Origin of the sequence: Sphingomonas tagetis, assembly GCF_024211275.1 — a bacterium.
GTDB lineage: Bacteria > Pseudomonadota > Alphaproteobacteria > Sphingomonadales > Sphingomonadaceae > Sphingomonas > Sphingomonas tagetis.
In genome coordinates this window covers 1-15,244 of the sequence record NZ_JAMLDX010000014.1, presented here as the reverse complement: position 1 = coordinate 15,244, position 15,244 = coordinate 1, and the positions used below count along the sequence as shown (strand labels likewise).

The 15,244-nt window shown below is 67.4% G+C and carries 12 protein-coding genes; 4 read left to right on the top strand and 8 right to left on the bottom strand.

Annotated features, from left to right (window positions below; genetic code table 11):
• Positions 1-3 precede the first annotated feature (3 nt).
• The 3 genes from M9978_RS16230 to M9978_RS16220 form a co-directional block, all read right to left on the bottom strand.
• Positions 4-1,173: a dipeptidase gene (locus M9978_RS16230; RefSeq protein WP_254295000.1), complete on the bottom strand. Its 1,170-nt coding sequence runs from the start codon at positions 1,171-1,173 to the stop codon at positions 4-6.
• A gap of 117 nt (positions 1,174-1,290) precedes the next feature.
• Positions 1,291-1,767, bottom strand: a complete 477-nt coding sequence (locus M9978_RS16225; RefSeq protein WP_254295218.1) for a dihydrofolate reductase — start codon at positions 1,765-1,767, stop codon at positions 1,291-1,293.
• A complete protein-coding gene (locus M9978_RS16220; RefSeq protein ID WP_254294998.1) occupies positions 1,764-2,558 on the bottom strand; it encodes a thymidylate synthase in 795 nt (264 codons plus the stop codon). The genes M9978_RS16225 and M9978_RS16220 overlap by 4 nt, the downstream gene beginning before the upstream one ends.
• A gap of 122 nt (positions 2,559-2,680) precedes the next feature.
• Between M9978_RS16220 and M9978_RS16215 the strand changes: the two genes are divergently transcribed.
• Positions 2,681-3,076, top strand: a complete 396-nt coding sequence (locus tag M9978_RS16215) for a JAB domain-containing protein (protein ID WP_254294996.1) — start codon at positions 2,681-2,683, stop codon at positions 3,074-3,076.
• On the opposite strand, the gene M9978_RS16210 is transcribed toward M9978_RS16215, so the two are convergent.
• From M9978_RS16210 to M9978_RS16195, 4 genes are all read right to left on the bottom strand, one after another.
• On the bottom strand, positions 3,073-3,813 hold the full coding sequence (locus tag M9978_RS16210; RefSeq protein ID WP_254295217.1) for a class I SAM-dependent methyltransferase: 741 nt from the start codon (positions 3,811-3,813) through the stop codon (positions 3,073-3,075). The genes M9978_RS16215 and M9978_RS16210 overlap by 4 nt on opposite strands.
• Positions 3,814-3,854: 41 nt before the next feature.
• On the bottom strand, positions 3,855-4,982 hold the full coding sequence (gene prfB, locus M9978_RS16205; protein WP_254294994.1) for a peptide chain release factor 2: 1,128 nt from the start codon (positions 4,980-4,982) through the stop codon (positions 3,855-3,857).
• A gap of 186 nt (positions 4,983-5,168) precedes the next feature.
• Positions 5,169-7,682, bottom strand: coding sequence for a penicillin-binding protein 1A (locus M9978_RS16200; protein ID WP_436977197.1), 2,514 nt, complete (start codon positions 7,680-7,682; stop codon positions 5,169-5,171).
• A 67-nt stretch (positions 7,683-7,749) separates the two neighbouring features.
• Positions 7,750-8,997, bottom strand: coding sequence for an N-acetylmuramoyl-L-alanine amidase (locus tag M9978_RS16195; protein WP_254294993.1), 1,248 nt, complete (start codon positions 8,995-8,997; stop codon positions 7,750-7,752).
• 611 nt (positions 8,998-9,608) lie between these two features.
• Here M9978_RS16195 and M9978_RS16190 point away from each other — a divergent pair.
• From M9978_RS16190 to M9978_RS16180, 3 genes are all read left to right on the top strand, one after another.
• Positions 9,609-12,314, top strand: coding sequence for an Rne/Rng family ribonuclease (locus tag M9978_RS16190; protein WP_254294992.1), 2,706 nt, complete (start codon positions 9,609-9,611; stop codon positions 12,312-12,314).
• 135 nt (positions 12,315-12,449) lie between these two features.
• Complete coding sequence (locus tag M9978_RS16185) at positions 12,450-13,799, top strand: M48 family metalloprotease (protein WP_254294991.1); 1,350 nt, start codon at positions 12,450-12,452, stop codon at positions 13,797-13,799.
• Positions 13,796-14,548: a DsbA family protein gene (locus M9978_RS16180; protein WP_254294990.1), complete on the top strand. Its 753-nt coding sequence runs from the start codon at positions 13,796-13,798 to the stop codon at positions 14,546-14,548. Before M9978_RS16185 ends, M9978_RS16180 begins: the two co-directional genes overlap by 4 nt.
• Before the next feature lie 29 nt (positions 14,549-14,577).
• Here M9978_RS16180 and M9978_RS16175 read toward each other — a convergent pair whose 3' ends face one another.
• Positions 14,578-15,051, bottom strand: coding sequence for a hypothetical protein (locus M9978_RS16175; RefSeq protein WP_254294988.1), 474 nt, complete (start codon positions 15,049-15,051; stop codon positions 14,578-14,580).
• Positions 15,052-15,244: the final 193 nt, after the last annotated feature.

Sequence of the window (15,244 nt, the reverse complement as noted above, 5' to 3'; positions counted from 1 at the left end):
CGCTCACCGCGCCGCGGCGATCCCCGCCTGTAATACCCGCAGCACATTGCCGCCCATCACCTTGCGGATTTCCGCCGGCGTGAAGCCGCGGTCGACCAGCGCCTGCGTCACATAGACCAGCTGCGCCGTGTCGAATCCCGTGGTCACCGCGCCGTCGAAGTCCGATCCCAGCCCGACATGGTCGATGCCGACAAGATCGCGAACGTGCGCGATCGCGGCGGCCACTTTCGCGGGCTCGGTGCCGCAGATCGCGGCGTCCCAATAGCCGATGCCGATCACGCCGCCGGTCTTCGCAACGCCACGAATTTCGGCATCGGTGAGGTTGCGGTTGACCTTGCACACCGCCTGCACGCCGCCATGGCTGGAGACGACCGGGCGTTTCGCCATTTTCAGGATTTCGGCGACCGACTGGTGGCTGGCATGCGCGATATCGACGATCATGCCGAGCTGTTCCATCCTGCGCACAGTTTGGCGGCCTAGCGGGGTGAGGCCACCCTTGGCGGTGCCGTGCATCGATCCGGCGAGCTGGTTGTCGAAGAAATGCGCGAGGCCGGCCATGCGGAAGCCGGCGGCGTGGAGCTTGTCGAGATTGGCGAGCTTGCCCTCCATATTCTGCAGCCCCTCGATCGACAGCAGGCCACCGACGCGGGTCTTGCCCACGGCGCGGTCGGCAAGGAGCGCGTCGAGATCGGCGGGGGTGCGGATGACGCGCAGCTGGCCGTTCGAGGCCGCGGCTGCGCGGTCGAGCTTTTGCGCGTGGAACAGCGATCGTTCGAGCAACGACGTCCAGGTTCGCGGCGGCTGGAGCTGGGCGAGCGCGAGCAGCGTGATGTTGTCGGTGTCGGCGCTGTTGGCGTCGTAATTCTGGTTCTTGGGCGTCTTGCTGACCGAGGAGAAGACTTGCAGCGCCACATTGCCGTCGATCAGGCGCGGGAGATCGACCTGACCCTGACCCGAGCGGGTGAGCACATCGCGCTTCCACATCAGCGTGTCTTCGTGGAGGTCGGCGATCTGGAGGCTGGCGTGGAGTTTCCGCGTCTGCGGCGTGACGGTGGGGAGCGTGGTGGCGACGACCTTGTTCATGCCGCGCTCGACGATGCCGGGGGCGAGCGCGAAGAAGGCGAGAAGCGCGAGCAGGAGGAGGGCGAGGAGCCAGAGCCACTTGTTCTTCACGCGACCGTGCCCTCCTCGTCATGCCGGCCTCGTTCCGGCACCCACCGTGCCGCGAGCCACGGACGGCATTGTGTGCCGCCCGGTGGACCCCGGCACAAGGCCGGGGTGACGATGGATTTAGCGGTGCCGCTCTAGTGTGACGAAGCTGTAGGCGGGGCGGTCGCTTTCGGCTTCGTGGTCCTCGCGGAAGGTCTCATACCAGCCGTCGCCAAAGGGCGGGACCGTCGCGTCGCCCTCTGGCGAGATATGCACCTCGGTCAGCTCGATTCGGTCGGCTTGCGGAAGCATCAGCGCAAAGATTTCAGCGCCGCCGATCACCGCGATGTGCTCGCTGGCGGCGAGCTTGAGCGCTTCGTCGACCGAATATGCGACCTCGGCACCTTCCTCCCGCCACGTCCGATCGCGAGTGAGCACGATGTGGCGGCGGCCGGGGAGGGGGCTGGGGAAGCTCTCGAACGTCTTGCGGCCCATGATCATCGGCTTGCCCATCGTCTGCGCCTTGAAGCGCTTGAGATCGGCGGGCAGCCGCCAGGGCAGGCCGCCATCGACGCCGATGACGCCATTATCGGCACGCGCGAGATGGAAGGTGATCAGACCGCCACCGCCGCCTTGATGTGCGGCTGCGCGACATAATCGTGCAGTACGAAATCCTCATACTCATACGCGTCGATCGACGGCGGCTTGCGCAGGATTTCGAGGCGGGGGAGCTTGTCGGGCGCGCGCGACAGCTGCAGCTCGGCCTGCTCGACATGGTTGGAATAAAGGTGGCAATCGCCGCCGGTCCAGATGAACTCACCCGGCTCCAGATCGCATTGCTGCGCGAGCATGTGTGTGAGCAGTGCGTAGCTCGCGATGTTGAACGGCACGCCGAGGAAGATGTCGGCGCTGCGCTGGTAGAGCTGGAGCGAGAGCTTGCCATTGGCGACGTGGCACTGGAACAGGCAGTGGCATGGCGCGAGCGCCATCGCGTGCAGTTCGCCCGGGTTCCAGGCGGAGACGACCATGCGCCGCGACGCGGGGCTGGTTTTGAGCGTTTCGATCAGTTCCTTGATCTGGTCGATATGGCGGCCGTCGGGCGATTCCCAGTCGCGCCATTGCTTGCCATAGACCGGGCCGAGATCGCCATTTTCGTCGGCCCATTCGTCCCAGATGCTGACCTTGCGGTCGTTGAGCCATTTCGTGTTGGTGTCGCCACGCAGGAACCACAGCAATTCGACGATGATCGAGCGCAGATGCAGCTTCTTGGTGGTGAGGACCGGAAAGCCATCGGACAGGTCGAAGCGCATCTGGTGGCCGAACACGCTGCGCGTGCCGACGCCGGTCCGGTCATTCTGCACCGCGCCATCGCGCAGCGCGCGTTCCATCAGGTCGAGATATTGCCGCATCGCGCGAGCCTAACCGAGCGGGGGTGAGTCGCCAATCGGGTTCGTCCGATGTGGCGCGGTTTTGGTCCGCGGCGGAGGCGGTTCGGCTCGACCGGATGCGCGGGAGCGGCGACTCGTGCGTCATGGCTTCACCAGCGCTCGCCCGGCTTGCCGATCCGTTCGAGGCCGTCACGCGGCAGCTCACCTCGCAAATCGCGGATGAGCGGGTGGAGGTGGCGGTGTTCGCCTATTGCGACGGGCACGGGCGGGCGCTGGGCTTTCGCCATGCGCGCTCGGGGCTGGCCGACGCGGTCGAGCTGCCGGTGCGGCGGATCGCGATCGATGCGCTGGCGTTCGATGCGGCGGTGGTGATGATGGCGCACAACCATCCCTCGGGCGAAGCCTGGCCGAGCCGGGCGGACCGCGAGGTGACGCGGCGGATCGCGGCGGCGCTGAGGGTGCTGGGCGTGCGGCTGCACGACCATGTGATCGTGGCGGGGCGGCGGCGCTGGAGCTTTCGCGGCGCCGGCTTGCTCTAGGCGGGCTTGTGACCCTTGCGCGGACCCGCCGGGGTCGCGCTCGCGCCCGGCGTCGGCAGCCCGCGATTCTTGCACGCCTTGATCGCGCGCGGTTCGGGGCGCGGGCCTTGCGCGCGGAACATGGCGAGATAGCCGCCGGCCGAGGGCATGTCGCGCATCGTCACGAGCTTGTAGCCGACCGCCGCCATCTCGCATTTGAGCAGATCGGGCGGGGTGCCGTGATTCTGCGTCTCGCGGTTGGCATCGACCACGATGACCGTGCCGTTCGGGCGCAGCGACGGGCGCATCCGCCACAGGAACTCATAGGGTTCCTCGATCTCATGATACATGTGCACCATGAAGATGCGGTCGAAGCTGGCGTCGGGCAGCTTGGGGTCCTCGGGATCGCCGAGGCGCACGCTGACATTGTCGAGCCGCTCGCGCGCGACGCGCTGCGCGAGGCCGTCGCGGACTTCGGGAATGATGTCCTCGGCCAGCACGCGGCCGTCCTTGCCGACGCGCGCGGCGAGGCGGATGGTGTAATAGCCCTCACCCGCACCGATATCGGCGACGGTCATGCCGGGGCGGATATCGGCCATGTCCATGACCTTGTCGGCTTCGTTGACACGGTCGCGCGCTTCCTCGGTCGACCAGCGCGACGAGACGATGGTGGCGACCGGTCGGTCGGCCGCGGGGAAGGCGTGATCGTCGGTCGGGGTCGGCGTGGGGCGCGGGCGTGTCGAATCGCAGCCCGCCAAAGCGAGCGCGATCAGCAGTGCAAGCGCGGCCCCCGCTCGCTTCAATCGACGTCCTCCACCTCGACCGTTTCGCCGGTCACGCGCTGTGATAGCGCAGCGGCCATGAACGGGTCGAGTGCCCCATCGAGCACATCGGACGGCGCGAAGGAAGTCACCCCGGTGCGCAAATCCTTCACCTGCTGATAGGGCTGAAGCACATAGCTGCGGATCTGGTGGCCCCAGCCGATCTCGGTCTTGGCCGAATAGGTGCCCATTGCCGCGGCCTCGCGCTTGGCGAGTTCGGCTTCGTACATCCGCGCCTTGAGCATCCCCATCGCGGTCGCGCGGTTCTTGTGCTGCGAGCGGTCCTGCTGGCTGGCGACGATGATGCCGCTGGGGACGTGGGTGATGCGCACCGCCGAGTCGGTGGTGTTGACGTGCTGCCCGCCGGCGCCGGACGCGCGGTAGGTGTCGATCTTGAGGTCGCTCTCGTTGATCTCGATGTCGATCGAATCGTCGATCACCGGATAGACCCACACCGACGAGAAGCTGGTGTGGCGGCGCGCCGAGCTGTCATAGGGACTGATGCGGACGAGGCGGTGCACGCCGCTCTCGGTCTTGGCATAGCCATAGGCGTTCTCGCCCTTGATCAGCAGCGTCGCGCCCTTGATCCCGGCCTGTTCGCCGGCGTGATAGTCCATCAGCTCGACCTTGAAGCCGTGCCGTTCGGCCCAGCGCGTGTACATGCGCTGGAGCATCTCGGCCCAGTCCTGGCTTTCGGTGCCGCCGGCGCCGGCATGGACTTCGAGATAGGTGTCGTTGGCGTCGGCCTCGCCCGACAGCAAAGCCTTGACCTTGTCCTCCTCGGCGCGCGCGGCGAGCGCGGCTAGGCCCTCGACGCCCTCGTCGCCCATCGCGGTGTCGCCCTCGTCGTCGGCCATCTCGATCAGCTCGAGCGTGTCGGACAGTTCGCGCTCGATCGATCGCGTCGCGTTGATCGATTCGTCGAGGCGGCGGCGCTCGCGCATCACATCCTGCGCGGCCTTGGGATTGTCCCATAAGGTCGGGTCCTCGACCCGCGCGTTGAGTTCGTCGAGCCGGCGCAGCGCCTTGTCCCAATCGAGGAAACGGCGCAGCAGCGCGAGCGCATCGTTGATCTTGTCGGCGTAAGCCTGCGCTTCGGCGCGCATTGGTAAACCTTTCAATCGTTCGTGGCCGCAGCGCGAGCCAAACTATCTTATCCGTCACCCCGGCCTTGTGCCGGGGTCCACCGGGAGGCAGGCGACGCGGCAGAGGTTAGAGTTCATCCCTTCGGGCACCATGGACCTCGGCACAAGGCCGGGGTGACGAAGGGGGTCTTTGCGTCGTTCAACGCGCTAGTAGATTCCGTCCTCGCGTTGCAAGAAGTCGCTGTCCCGCGGCGCTTCGCGGCGGACGGCTTTCTTGGTCGCCTCGGCCTTGGGCGCTTCCTCTTCCTCGCCGCGGCGGATGCGGCGGCGGGGTTCGCTTTCGGGCTTGAACGCTTCCCAGATCACCTGGCCCTTGGGGTCGCTTGTCGGCCAGGCGCCATAGACCGGGCGGCCGCTGGCGCGGTCGATGCGGACCATGCGGATACCCGCAGGCGCGGTGAAGGGCAGCACGTCGAGCCGTTCGAACGCCTTTTGCGCGAACTGCTTGAAGATCGGCGCGGCGAGCGTGCCGCCCTGCGCATAGCCGCCGAGATTGGTCGGCGTGTCATAGCCGATATAGAGGCCGCCGATCATCTGCGGCGTGCCGCCGACGAACCACACGTCGCGCGGGCCGGACGAGGTGCCGGTCTTGCCCATGATCGGGCGGCCGAGTTCGCGCAGCGTGGTTGCGGTGCCGCGCTGGATCACGCCTTCGGTGATGTGCACCATCTGATAAGCGCTCATCGCGTCGAGCACCTGGCGCGAGCGGATCACCGGGCGCGGCATCGGCTTGCCGTCCCAGTCGGGCGCGTTGCAACGGTCGCAGGCGCGCCAGTTTTCCGGCCAGATCACCTTGCCCTTGCGGTCCTGCACGAAGTCGACAAGGCTCGGGGTCAGCGCGCGGCCGTGATTGACGAGGATCGAGTAGGCGTTGACCATCCGCATCACCGTCGTGTCGCCCGCGCCGAGCGCGTAGGAGAGATAGGGCGGCAGCTTCTGCTGGGTGACGCCGATGCGCTGGATCAGGTCGACGACCTTGTCCATGCCGGTGGTGTTGGCGGCCTGCACCGTCATCAGGTTGCGCGACTGTTCGATGCCCCAGCGCATCGTCTTCGGCCCCGCGCCGCGCATGTTGCCGAAGTTGCGGAAGCATTTCTGGCCGAGCGCCGCGCCCTGATAGACGCAGAACGGGCCATCGACGATGATCGAGGCCGGCGTCATGCCGTTCTCGAGCGCGGCGGAATAGACGATCGGCTTGATCGTCGAGCCGGGCTGACGTTGCGCCTGCGTCGCGCGGTTGAAGCTCTGGATGGTCGCGTCGAACCCGCCCTGCATGGCGAGGATGCGGCCGGTATGCGGGTCCTGCACCACCATGCCGCCCGACACCTTGGGGACCGAGCGCAGCGCGAACACGCCGCCCTCGGGCGCGACCGCGATCACGTCGCCGGGCTTGAGCTTCGCGAACGCCGTGCCGCCCTCGCCGCGTACCGGCATCTGCGCGCCTGAAGCGGGGAGCGTGCCGACATTGCCGTTGCCGAAGCCGATCTGCGCCGCCCCGCCGCTCTTCGAGATGACGATGGCCGTGCGCCAGTCCTCATAATCGAGGTTGATGTTGGTGTTCAGAAGCCCGCTGCGCCAGTTGTCGCCGCTGAACGGCACTTCGCGCATCGGACCCGACCAGCCGCGGCCGCGGTCATAGCGCAACAGGCCGTCGCGCAGCGCCTTTTGCGCCGCCTTTTGCAGCTCGGGATCGAACGAGGTGCGCACCCACAGTCCGCCGGCATAGACGCTGAACGGCCCGGCCTTTTCGGTCTCGCCGAACTTGTCGAGCAGCTGGCGGCGCACTTCCTCGATGAAATAACCGCCGAGCGGGCTGGTCGATGGCGTCTGGCGCGGCACCGCGCCGAGCGGCGAGGCGACCGCGGCGTCATGCTGCGCCTGATCGACATAGCCGTTTTCGAGCATCTGCCCGAGCACCCAGTTGCGGCGCTCGACCGCGCGCGCCTCATGCCGCTCGGGCATGTAATTGGACGGCCCCTTGGGCAGGATCGCCAGATAGGCGAATTGCGGGAGGGTGAGGTCCTTCACCGGCCGGTCGAAATAGGCGTGCGCCGCCGCCTCGACCCCGAACGCGTTGCGGCCGAGCGCGATCTGGTTGAGGTAGAGTTCGAGAATCTGCTCCTTGGACAGCGTGTTCTCGATGCGGAAGGCGAGGATCGCCTCGCGCGCCTTGCGGATGTAGCTGACCTCGTTGGTCAGCAGCAGGTTCTTGGCGACCTGCTGCGTGATGGTCGAGGTGCCGCGCGGGGTCTCGCCGCTGGTCATCCCCTGCCAGGCGGCGCGGATCAGGCCGGGATAGTCGACGCCGCCATGATCGAAAAAGGTCTTGTCCTCGGCCGACAGGAACGCGCCGACGAGCAGCTTGGGATATTCCTCATAGGACAGCTCGACGCGGCGCTCGCGGGCATAGCTGCGCAGCGGCGTGCCGTCGCCCTGCCGGACATTGGTCGGCAGCGGCGGCTCATAGGCGCGCAGCGCATCGACCGAGGGCAGGTCGCGCAGGAACAGCGCCCATACCAACGCTGCGCCGATGCCCGAAAGCAGGGCGAGCCAGGCGAGCACACGAAACCACCAGCGCCGGCGAAGGCCATTGAAACCGCCGCCGTTGCCATCGTCGCGCATGAACTTCAGCGTGAAATTGGGTTGGTACGCATCCGACATCTTGGGCGCGGTTTAGCAGGATATCGGAGCGTTGCCAGCGGGGGATGCGACGACTTGCCAGATGGTCTCAGCGTGACGCCATTCGGGTCGCAAAGTGGATCGCCACCGCGCGTTCGACGCTCTGCGCGATGCGGCGGCGGCCTTCGGTGGAATTGAGCATCGCGACGTCGCTCTCGTTCGAGATATAGCCGGTCTCGAACAGGATCGAGGGCATGTCGGGCGCCTTCAGCACTAGCAGCGACGCCATGCGGTGATAGTTGGGCTTGACCGGAATCAGGCCCTGAGCTTCGCGGCCGAGCAGGCGTGCGAACTTGGCCGAGGCGTTCATCGTCTCGCGCTGAGTCAGGTCGATCAGGATCGAGGAGACGTCGCGATTCTGCGTGCCGAGATCGATGCCGGCGAGGATGTCCGACTTGTTCTCGCGCGCCGCCAGCCGCGCCGCTTCCTTGTCGGAGGCGACTTCGGAAAGCGTATAGACCGTCGCGCCGGTCGCATCGGGGGTGTGCGCGGCGTCGCAATGGACCGAGATGAACAGCGCCGCGCCGAGCTTGCGCGCCACCTCGAACCGGTCGCGGTGGAGCAGATAGCGGTCGTCCTCGCGCGTCAGCGCGACGCGCGCGCGGCCCGATGCGACGAGCTCGTCGCGGATCGCCTTGGCGATCCTGAGCGCGACGTCCTTTTCCTTGACCCCGCCGGCCGAGACCGAACCCGGATCGTGCCCGCCATGCCCTGCGTCGATCACCACCAGCGGCCGGTCGTCGTCGCTGCCGTAGATGCGTGGCAGCGAATAGGGCGCGGCGCGCGCCGGCACCGGTACCGACACGCTATAGGCGTGACGGGTTGAGGCGCGGGCGAAGCTGAACGGGGGCAGGAAGCTCATCCTTCCTTCCGCTGCGGCGCGGGCGAAGCGGGCGTCGTCGACCGTTCGCAGTTCGAGCGTCAGCGTGGCGCCGTCGGAAGCGAAGCTGCCCTGGCTGACGATCGCGGGCCGGGCGAGGTCGAACACCACGCGCGCGCCGTCGCCGCGTGCCGCCTGGCGGATCGCGGTGACCGGCCCGCCGGTTTCGGCGCGCGCGCCGGGCTTGGCGCCGATCAGGTCGAGCGCGATGCGGTTGGGACCGGCGAGGACAAAGCTGCTCGCCTCCGCGACGCGCTGGTCGAAGCGGATGACGACGCGGTTCGACTGGACGTCGATATCGCGGATCGTGCCTGCCCAACTCGGTGCGCCGGTGAGAAATCCGGCGAGGAGGGCAAGGAAGAAGGACACCCGGGCGATATGCCGCGCCGGGCTGGGGAGGGTCCAGCCCAAAAGCATGCAACGAAACTCACACAACGATTTAGCCTGACTTGAGCGCACTAGCGGGCCGGGCCTTCAGACGCGGTGAAGCGGTGCGGTTAACGGCGCGTTCGGCATGATTTTGCCGGCAAGGGCGGCAGCGCCTTGCCGTTGGTTTGTTTGATCCAGCTGCGCTGGAAGGCGGTACCGGCCCGCTCCCCCACCCGGCCACCCATCAAAGATACCCTGAAGTGGGTGGCCGGGTGGGGGAGCGGGCTGGCGCCGCAGCCGGTTCAGCTCGCTGAACCAACCAAAAAAGGCCATGTTGCCCGGTCCGTCCCGGGGTGCTACGCATCGCGAACCGGCCCTTGTGCCGGGCGTTCGCCGCCCCGATTTATGGGCGGTAATTCAGGTTGATGCTGTGATGTCGCAATTTTCCCGCCGCTCCGATTGCCAGGCCCTTGCGGCCGGCCGGGCAGCGACGGTGAAGCATCCGGGCCGCGGGCTCGGGCGTGCGCGCACAGCAGACGCACATCTTCAAACCAACATCTTTCAATCCAGGCTCGCGCGGTCCGTCAGGGGCGGGCCGGGCGAATTTCATGATCGCGCGCCGCGGCTGACACCCGCACGGCGCGCCCGGAGAACATTAAATGACCACGCGTATGCTGATCGACGCACGCCACCGGGAAGAAACCCGTGTGGCCGTCGTCAAAGGGAACCGAATCGAGGAGTTTGATTTCGAGTCCGCCGAGCGCAAGCAGCTCAAGGGCAATATCTATCTGGCCAAGGTAACCCGCGTCGAACCGTCGCTGCAGGCGGCGTTCATCGAATATGGCGGCAACCGCCACGGGTTCCTCGCCTTCAGCGAAATCCATCCCGATTACTATCAGATCCCCAAGGAGGATCGCGAGGCGCTGCTGCGCGAGGAGGCCGAGCACGCCGCCGAGGAAGCGGCGCTGCGCGAGGAGGCCGATGACGAGGATCATGACGACGATCATGATCACGATCATGACGACGAGGACGGCGGCGACGTCGAGACCGTCGAGCGTGGCGACGACGACGAGGACGGCGCCGAGACCGGCGAGGGCGAGAACGAGGACGGCGAAGCGGGCGAAGGCGGCAACAACCGCCGCCGTGGCCGCGGGCGCGGCCGCAAGGGCAGCGACGATCAGGTCGAGGCGCTGCGCCAGCGCCGCATGAGCCTGCGCCGCCGCTACAAGATCCAGGACGTGATCCGCCGCCGTCAGGTGCTGCTGGTGCAGGTCGTCAAGGAAGAGCGCGGCAACAAGGGCGCGGCGCTGACCACCTATCTGTCGCTGGCGGGCCGCTATTGCGTGCTGATGCCCAACACCGCGCATGGCGGCGGCATCTCGCGCAAGATTTCGAGCTCGGCCGACCGCAAGCGGCTGAAGTCGATCATGTCGGACCTGAAGCTGCCGCCGACGATGGGCTGCATCGTTCGCACTGCGGGGCTTCAGCGCACCAAGACCGAGATCAAGCGCGACTTCGACTATCTCGCGCGGCTGTGGGACGAGATTCGCGACAAGACGCTGGCGTCGGCCGCGCCGGCACTCGTCTATGGCGACAGCGACCTGATCAAGCGTGCGATCCGCGACATCTATAACCGCGACATCGAGGAAGTGATCGTCGAGGGCGAGGACGGCTATCGTCACGCCAAGGACTTCATGAAGCTCCTGATGCCGAGCCACGCCAAGAAGGTGAAGCATTACTCGGATGCGGTGCCGCTGTTCCAGCGCGCGCATGTCGAGGACCAGCTCTCGGCGATGTACCATCCGGTGGTGCAGCTGAAGTCCGGCGGCTATCTCGTGATCAACCCGACCGAGGCGCTGGTGTCGATCGACATCAACTCGGGCCGCTCGACGCGCGAGCATAATATCGAGCAGACCGCGACCGCGACCAACCTCGAAGCGACGCAGGAAATCGCGCGCCAGCTCAGGTTGCGCGACATGGCGGGTCTCGTCGTCATCGACTTCATCGACATGGACCACGGGTCCAATGTCCGGAAGGTCGAGAAGGCGATGAAGGAAGCGCTCAAGAACGACCGCGCGCGCATCCAGGTCGGCCGCATCTCGCCCTTCGGCCTGATGGAAATGAGCCGCCAGCGGCTGCGCACCGGCGTGCTCGAGGCATCGACCGTGACCTGCCCGCATTGCGAGGGCACCGGTCTCGTCCGCACCGCATCGTCGGCGGGCCTTTCCGCGCTGCGTCTGATCGAGGACGAGGCGGCGCGCGGACGCGGCTCGCTGCTGACGCTGCGCTGTAGCCAGGAAGCGGCCTTCTATGTGCTCAACAAGAAGCGCGCCGACATCGCCGAGATCGAGGACCGCTATGGCGTGACCGTCGAGATCCTGTCCGACGGCGAGCTGGAAGGCGCGCGCATGTCGGTCGAGGCGAGCGGGCCGCCGCCGGCCTATGCGCCGAAGTTCGCGCAGATCGTCGAGGAAGCCGAGGACGACATCGTCGAGGAGATCGACGAGGAGGAAGAGGAAGAAGCGGTCGAGGCCCGGGAGCCGCGCGAGCGCCGCGACCGGCCCGAGCGTGCCGAGAGCGAAGGCGAGGGCCGCAAGCGCCGCCGCCGCCGCCGCGGCCGCGGCCGCCGCCGTGACGGTGAGCAGGGCGAGGTTGCCGAAGGCGCCGAGGCCGGCGAAGGCGATGACGGCGATGACGGCGAGGCCGTGGAAACGGTCGAGACCGCCGAAGCCGATACGCCTGCCGCCGACGAAGCGAGCGCCAATGAAAGCGCCGAGGGCCGCAAGCGCCGCCGCCGTGGCCGCCGTGGCGGCCGTCGCGGTGCGGGCGACGAGCTGAGCGCCGACATCGCCGAAGCCAGCGAGGATGCGGGCGTGGTCGATGCGGACGAGGCGGCAGCCGTCGCCGCCGAGCGGCAGCCGGTCGCCGACGAAGCGCCGGCCAAGCCCAAGCGCAGCCGCCGCAAGAAGGCCGACGAGGCCGTGGCGGATGTCCCGGTCGCGGCGCTCGACCTGGCGACCGCCGAGGCCGGCATCGCCGCCGAGCCGCAGCCGGAAGCCGAAGCGCCCGCCAAGCCGAAGCGCTCGCGCAAGAAGAAGGCGGACGACGTGGTCGAGGCCGCGCCGGTGGAGACACCTGCCGAAGCGGCCGTCGAAGAAGCGCCTGCCGAGGACGTGCCCGCCGAGGACGCACCCAAGCCGAAGCGCCGCACTCGCGCCAAGGCCGCGACCACCGCAGCCGAGCCGGCACCGGTGACGCAGGACCTCGTCCCCGCCGGCGCGGATGCCGAAGCCGCCGATGCCGAGGGTGAAGGCGAAGGCGGCGAGCCGCGCCGCGGCTGGTGGCAGCGCACCTTCGGAGCATGACGAAAACGGGGCGGGCGGCACCAGCCGTCCCGCCCCTTTTCATCCCCTGTTCATGCGGCTCGACCCATCCCGCAACGAAGCGTCCGGACCAAAACGTCCGTTGATCGCCGGGGATAATCCGCCATGATGCCGGCCATGAAGCGCCTCGTCAGCCTGTTCGCGCTGTTTCTGTTGATCGGTGTCGTCAATCCGGCATTCGCCCAGTCGATCCTGCGCGATGCCGAGAGCGAGGCGCTGCTCGCCGACATGTCGCGCGACCTGATCCGCGCCGCGAACCTATCGCCCGCCAATGTCCGCATCGTCCTGATCAACGATCCGTCGATCAACGCCTTCGTCGCGGGCGGGCAGGCGGTCTATATCCATTCGGGCCTGATCGACGCCGCCAGCAGCGCCAACGAGGTGCAGGGCGTGATCGCGCACGAGCTCGGCCATGTTACCGGCGGCCATGTGCCGTTGCAGGACCGCATGGCCAAGGGCGCGACCGCGATCACGATCCTGTCGCTGCTGCTCGGCGCGGCGGCGGTCGCAGCGGGCTCGCCCGATGCCGGCCTCGGGCTGATGCAGCTCGGCCAGCGCGCCGCGCTCGGCAACTTCCTCGCCTTCAGCCGCGCGCAGGAAGCCACCACCGACGCGGCCGGCGTCAAATATCTCGCCGGCGCCGGGATCAGCGGCCGCGGCATGCTCGATTTCTTCAAGAAGCTTCAGCAGCAGGAATATCGCTACGGCATCAAGCGCGGCAGCGACACCAGCTACGTCATCAGCCACCCGCTGTCGGGCGAGCGCATCGCGACGCTGACCGCCGACCTGCAAGGCGCGCCGGCATGGAGCAAGCCCAACGACCCGGCGCTGGAGGCGCGGTTCAAGCGCGTGCAGGCGAAACTGCGCGGCTATGTCGCCGATCCCAAGGACACGCTGCGCAAATATCCCGAGACCGATCAGACCGTGCCGGCGCGCTATGCCCGCGCCTATGCCTATCACCTCTCCGGCTATCCGCAGCAGGCGGCGGGCGAGGCGGCGGCATTGGTCAAGGCCGAACCCGACAATCCCTATTTCCTCGAGCTTGAGGGGCAGATCCTGCTCGAATCCGGCAAGGTCCGCGAGGCGATCCCGCCGCTGCGCGAGGCCACCGCGCGGACCAACTATCAGCCGCTGATCGCCACCACCTTCGGCCATGCCTTGCTCGCGACCGAGGACGCGGCACTGCTGCCCGAGGCCGAGCGCGTGCTGCGCCAGTCGGTCGCGCGCGACCGCGAGAACCCGTTCGCCTGGTATCAGCTCGGCATGCTGTACGAGCGCAAGGGCGACAGCGCGCGCGCCGCGCTGGCGACGGCGGAGCGGTCGAGCATGACCGGTGAGATCGGCCGTGCGCTGGCGAGCGGGCAGGCGGCGATGGCCGGGCTGCCACAGGGCTCGCCCGACTGGATTCGCGCGCAGGATATCGTCATGGCGAGCCAGGGCATGCTGCAGGACAGGAAGAAGAAGTGATCGAACGCGCCGCGAAGTCGCCACTGGCGCTGGCCGGCTTGCTGGTCGTGTCCGCGGCGCTGGGCGGCGGCGTGGTGCTGGGCGTGCAGGCGCTGAACGGCGGCGACGCGGTGAGCACCGACAAGGCGGCGATCGGCAAGGTCGTCCGCAACTATGTGCTCGAAAACCCCGAAATCCTGCCCGAAGCGATGCAGCGGTTGCAGTCGCGCGAGACCGGCAAGGCGGTCGCGGGCAGCAAGAGCGCGATCTTCGAACCCTATGCGGCGGCGTGGGAAGGCAACCCGCAGGGCGACGTCACCGTCTCGGTATGGATGGACTATGCCTGCGGCTATTGCCGCGCGAGCCTGCCCGAAATCGCGCGGCTGGTGGCGGAGGACCCCAAGGTCCGCATCGTCTATCGCGAGCTGCCGGTGCTGAGCGAAGTCAGCCGCGTCGCCGCGCGCTGGGGGCTGGCGGCGGCCGAGCAGGGCAAGTTCAAGCCGTTCCACACCGCGCTCTATTCGGGCGGCCAGCTGAGCGAGCAGAGCATCGCGGCGGCGGCGGCGCAGGCCGGGCTGGACGAGGCGGCGGCGAGGACCGCAGTGATGTCGCCCCGCGCCGAGGCCGAGATCGCGCGCAACCTCGAGGTCGCAAGCAAGCTCGGCGTCACCGGCACGCCGAGCTGGGTGATCGGCGACAAGGTGATCTCCGGCATGGTGCCGTATGACACGCTGAAGCAGGCGGTCGCGGCGGCGCGGGGGGCGAAGTAGGCGGCTGATATCGGGTGGGAAGCCGGCGGTCAGGTGGTAGGCTCGCTGCCGTCGCCAATATGTAGACGTCCTTCGCGAACGGTGAACCATTGCTCTTGATCGCCGCGACGGTCCACCAGATGCCATTGCGGCTGCCCGTCCGTGGTAGAGAAGGAGAGGAAGCGGATCCCGCTATCGAATGTGATCGCGACTTCCGGCAAAGCGCCGAAAAGTTCGCAGCGCGCGATACGAGCATTGCGCAGTGTGTCGAACGCCGGTTCCCAAAGGCTTTCCTCGCTCCAACTGCCACATCGGATTGCTGCTTTGTCTTCGATGCGCCAACTCCACTCAACGCCCAGCGAAACCTCGCCGTCTGGATTGCCGGGTGAACCATCGCGCCTACTGACAGGCGAAAGCTTGCCGCACTCGATGAAAACAGCGGAGCCATAGCCCCGCCAAACATGGCTTATAGGTAAGCCAATCACCGATGCTGCGAAAGGTTCGAAGGCTTTCAGGGGGGTCATGGCGACGTTCTTACCGTCATTTCGACACGTCCGGTATGGGGTCGAACCCTGTCGGTCCAAAACGGCGTAATGTGAAGGGTTTCGGGGCGCCGAAGGCGTACGAAAGCCTCTAATGCAGGAACCCGCGGGCCGCACGCGGTGCATTATGGGGATTTCGGTTTTCCGCTGATCTTGGTGAAGTGAAGCGCGGCTT